This window comes from Homoserinimonas sp. (assembly GCF_056262345.1).
The window spans coordinates 1-4280 of the sequence record NZ_JBACFR010000076.1 but is presented as its reverse complement, the minus strand read 5'-3'; the positions used below and the strand labels follow the sequence as shown (position 1 = coordinate 4280).

General features: G+C 64.1%; 4 protein-coding genes and 1 pseudogene. 4 read left to right on the top strand and 1 reads right to left on the bottom strand.

The annotated features are described in order from the left end of the window. The 3 genes from AC062T_RS03860 to AC062T_RS03850 all read left to right on the top strand — a co-directional run. On the top strand, window positions 1-990 hold a 990-nt coding region (locus AC062T_RS03860), incomplete at its 5' end, for an ERAP1-like C-terminal domain-containing protein (RefSeq protein WP_476027565.1). 120 nt (window positions 991-1110) lie between these two features. After that, complete coding sequence (locus tag AC062T_RS03855) at window positions 1111-2163, top strand: mechanosensitive ion channel family protein (protein WP_476027561.1); 1053 nt, start codon at window positions 1111-1113, stop codon at window positions 2161-2163. Window positions 2164-2165: 2 nt separating this feature from the next. Next, window positions 2166-2612, top strand: coding sequence for a globin (locus AC062T_RS03850; RefSeq protein WP_476027559.1), 447 nt, complete (start codon window positions 2166-2168; stop codon window positions 2610-2612). Between the two features lie 25 nt (window positions 2613-2637). Here the strand turns inward: AC062T_RS03850 and AC062T_RS03845 are convergent, their stop codons facing one another. After that, on the bottom strand, window positions 2638-3573 hold the full coding sequence (locus AC062T_RS03845; protein ID WP_476027557.1) for an SDR family oxidoreductase: 936 nt from the start codon (window positions 3571-3573) through the stop codon (window positions 2638-2640). 81 nt (window positions 3574-3654) lie between these two features. On the opposite strand from AC062T_RS03845, the pseudogene AC062T_RS03840 reads away from it, so the two are divergent. After that, window positions 3655-4280, top strand: a pseudogene (locus AC062T_RS03840) (hypothetical protein); the annotation flags it as partial.

The window sequence follows — 4280 nt, the reverse complement described above, 5'->3', positions numbered from 1 at the left end:
CTCGTTGGTCTGCAGCGCCCCGCGCTCGCGTTGATCAACGACGACGACCTGGCCTACGCCAAGATCCGTCTCGACGAGCACTCCCTTGAGACGGCCATCGCGCACCTCAGCAGCATCAGCGACCCGCTCGCCCGGGCCCTCGTATGGGGCTCCGCGTGGGATTCCACGCGGGATGCCGAGACCAAAGCCAGCGACTACGTGCGCCTCGTTCTCGGCAACATCGCGACGGAGACCGAGAGCACGACCATCCGCACGACGCTGTCGCAGCTCCTCACGGTGGCGCGCAGCTATGTCGACCCCGCTACGCGCGCTCAGACGATCGAGACGGTCGGAACCGAGCTGTGGAACCTTGCCAAGGCCGCAGAATCGGGTTCGGATGCTCAGTTCCAGTTCGTGAAGTTCTTTGCTGCTATTCCCTCGACCGACGAGCACGCGGCGACTCTGCGCAGCCTGCTGTCGGGCGAGATCGCACTAGATGGGCTGGAGATCGACACCGACCTGGCGTGGGAGCTACTCGAGGGCCTCGTGCTTCTCGGGGCTGCTGGCGAAGACGAAATCGCCGAGGCGCTTGCCAAGGACAACACCGCGACCGGTCAGCAGGCCGCGGCCCGCGCCAGGGCAACGATCCCCACGGCGGAGGCTAAGCTCGCGGCGTTCTCCTCACTGCTCGACGACGACACCGTCTCGAACCTCATCGTTCGCCACACGGCGATGGGCGTGCAGCACGTCAACGACCCCGCGCTGCTTGAGCCGCTGGTGGGCCGCTACTTCGAGAGCCTCACGGATCTCTGGAACACGCGCAGCTACGGCATTGCCTCCTCCCTGATCGTTGGTCTCTACCCCGCTCCTTTGGCCTCACATGAGCTCGTGATCGCGACGAGGGCATGGCTCGCCGCCAATCAAGAGATCCCGGCGCTGCGACGCCTGGTGATCGAAAACCTCGACGGTGTTGAGCGAGCTCTCCGAGTTCAGGAGCGCGACGCGCAGTAGTCACAAGCACGAGCGACGTTCGCGAGACGGGTCAGGACCAGCGGCATTGTCTGCTGACCCTGGCCCGTTTTCGTCGTGCAGTCAGCCGTGTCTCTGACAGCTGCTCCTAGACTGGTGCGGATGGAAGAGACACCAACACCTTTCGACTGGAACGCCTTCTGGGCCGGCGTCGGTTCTTTTATCGACTTCTGGCAGGTGCCCCTCAAAGTGCTTCTGTTGATCGGAATTGCGATCGGTGCGACCTGGGTGCTGCGCTTGGCCATTCGTCGCGTCGTCAACCGTGTCGTGACGGGTGTCAAGAAGAAGGAAAACATCGACGACACGCAGGCGCTCTTCTCGTCACCCCTTGCGGCGGTGCGCGTGGTGCAGCGAACCAGAGCCCTCGGCACGGTTCTCAACAGCGCGGTGACCGCAACAATCGTCATCATCACCCTCCTGTTGCTCGTCGCAATCGTGTTCCCCAACGCGACGGCTGCCTTCGGCCTTCTGAGTGCGGCGGTGGGTGCTGGCCTTGGTTTCGGTGCCCAAAACATCGTCAAGGATGTGCTCAACGGAATTTTCATGGTGGCGGAGGATCAGCTCGGCGTCGGAGACGTTGTCGATCTCGGCCCTGCGACGGGTGTCGTTGAGGTCGTCGGCATTCGGGTGACCCAGGTGCGCGACGTGAACGGAACCCTCTGGTTCGTGCGCAACGGCGAGATCCTGCGCGTCGGCAACACCTCCCAGGGCTGGGCCAGGGCCATCATCGACCTCGCTGTTCCCTATGACGCCGATGTCGAACTCGTGCAGCAGCGCATCCTGGCCACCGCCGTCGACATGTACCAGAACTCCAAGTGGCGCAGCCGCATGCTCGACCGCCCCGAAATTTGGGGAATCGAGTCGATTTCGGCCGAGGCGGTCGTGGTTCGCCTTGTCGTCAAGACCCGCGCGGCGAGCAAAGACGACGTCGCCCGCGAGCTGCGCGCCAGACTCAAGCGCACCCTCGACGAGATGGGAGTGCGCCTGCCCGCCCTCAACAGCGTTGTACTGCAGGGGTTCGAGGGTGCCACGAGCGTGGGAGGCGCCCGTCCGCCGAAGACTCGCCCCATCAAGCTCGACGAGGTCAAGGAAGCCACCGCGGCAGCCAAGGCTCGCAAGACCCCGCCCCCACGATCCAAGGGAACCGAGAAGTGACAATGCCACCAGCAGGCGACCCCGTGCGCAGCCCCATCACGCTCCGCACCACCGAATTCGGCGCGGCCGCAGCCCCCAGCTTCTATGACCGGGTAGGCGGGCGAGCCACGTTTGAGAAGCTCGTTCGCGCCTTCTACGCCGGAGTTCGCGACGACGACGTTCTGTGGCCCATGTACCCAGAGCACGACCTCGAAGGCGCTATCCAACGCCTCACGGGCTTTCTTGAGCAGTACTGGGGCGGGCCAGGAACCTACAGCGAAGAACGCGGTCACCCAAGGCTGCGGATGCGGCACAACCCCTACAAGGTCAACCCCGATGCTCGGGACCGCTGGCTCAAGCACATGCGGGCGGCACAAGACACCCTGAACCTGAGTGAGCTCGACGATGCGACCCTGTGGGACTACTTCGAGCGCGCGGCGACCGCGATGCTCAACACCTTCGAGGAGTAACACCTTCGAGGAGTAGCGCGGGCCGCTACTGCGGTGCGTCGGGCTCCCCCTGCGCCTCGGCCTCTGCCGCTCTCGAAGCCTCTGCCGCTCTCGAAGCCTCTGCCTCGGCGCAGGCCTCCGCGAGGCCCGTGGCCAGAGGGGTTGTCGGCCGGCCGAGAATAGTGCTCAACGTAGGGTTCGCATCGGCGAGCGCGCCGTCACGAGTGTTGGTATCGAGGGTAACCACGAATGCCGCCGTGCCCATATCGAGGCCCGCCTTGGTGAGAATCTTGCGGTGCTCCTTAGACGAGACGCGCTTATAGGTAACCTCCCTGCCGACAATCTCGGAGACGACCTCCGCGAGCTCGTCGTACCCCCACGCAGTATCCCCGGCAAACTCGTAGGTCTGACCCTCGTGCCCTTCTGCGGCGAGAACGCGCGCAGCACCCTCTGCATAGTCGCGGCGACTCGCACTCGCAATGCGACCGTCGCCCAGGCTTGCGATGATGAGGCCCGTGTATTTGGCCTGTTCCGCGACCTGGACGTAGCTCTCGGTGTACCAGTTGTTGCGCAGCAGGGCATAAGGGATCTCGGATGTTCGCACCATGGCCTCCGTCGCCTTGTGCTCAGGAGCAAGGGCGAGGGCCGAGGTGTCGGCGTGCGGTGCGCTCGTATAGGCAATGAAGCCGACACCGGCATCCTTGGCCGCGTCGATCACGTTCCTGTGTTGCTTAACGCGACGACCCACCTCGCTGCCCGAGATCAAGAGCAGCCGGTCGACTCCGGCAAGAGCCTCATCGAGCGCCCCGCGATCGGAGTAGTCGGCTGAGCGGGCAACAACTCCCTTCGCGACAAAATCCGAAACCTTGGCTGTGTCGCGCCCGATGGCGACAATATCGCCGGGTGCTACCCCGAGGTCGAGAAGCGAGTCGAGAACGAGTCGACCGAGGTGGCCGGTTGCTCCGGCGACAGCGAAAACCATATTCGGATTGTCCTTTCGGCTAAGCGATCTTCTTCAAGGGTAGTGTCAGGAGAGGACAGCCTCTCAGCGAAGGAATCTCCTATGAGCACCCCGCCGCTCTCCCCCGCAAGCTCCCCCGAGGCCGACGCACCGCCGCCGGGTACGCCCGATTCCCGGGCCTCCACCGTCACTGTCGGCGGCATCGCCGTTGCCGCCCTCGTCATGGGTATTCTCGCGTTTCTCGCGGGCTGGATTCCCATCGTTGGGGCACTGTTTGGCATCACGGGCCTCGTTCTCGGCATCATTGCTCTCGTTCGCCGAAAGGGCCGGGGAATGGGAATCACCGCCGTGATCCTGTCGACCCTGGCCATTATCGCGAGCGTGATCACGACGGTCCTGGCGATCACCCTCCTGCCGCTGATGCTCGTGAGTCTGGCCAACATCTCTGACGACGTAACCGACGGGATCGCGGATCAGGTGGTGCCCCCGCAAATTGTCGAGACTCCGTGTTACGGCTTCGACGCCCCCTCCGGCTACATCAACAACCAGTCGGCAGCAGATCAAGAGGCCTGCTGGACAACCCTTGAGCTGCGGGGCGAGCTCGACGAGAACGGCGAGTTCACCAACACCGGCGAGGGCGACATCTTCGGTTCCATCTATGTCGAACCTGTCGACAGTGAGATTGTGGCGTCATGGGGAGTCGGCCTCGGTGGCGACAGCGACGACCT